The sequence below is a fragment of the Escherichia sp. AM3 genome (assembly GCF_032029835.1).
In the GTDB taxonomy this organism is placed as follows: Bacteria; Pseudomonadota; Gammaproteobacteria; order Enterobacterales; family Enterobacteriaceae; genus Escherichia; species Escherichia coli.
On the sequence record NZ_JAVUPQ010001384.1, the window covers coordinates 1 to 229 of the forward strand.

Consider the following 229-nt stretch of genomic DNA (forward strand, 5'->3'; position numbering starts at 1 on the left):
CAGGTAATGTCCAGCAGCACGGCGCGGCGTTCCGGGGCGTGGTTCAGCCCTTCCAGCGGCAGAACCGGGAACAACTGGTCGATACCCCAGGCATCCGGCATCGACTGGAACAGGGAGAAGTTGACGTACATTTTGTCCGCCATACGCTCCTGCAACTCGTCGATAATCGGACGGTGCGCGCGGTTGCTCGGGTCGAGCTGTTTCTGCACTTCGTGGCACATATTCAGAT

The 229-nt window shown here is 59.4% G+C and carries 1 pseudogene; it reads right to left on the bottom strand.

Annotated elements, in window-relative coordinates:
* Positions 1-229: pseudogene (locus RTW80_RS31150) on the bottom strand (arginine decarboxylase); the annotation flags it as partial.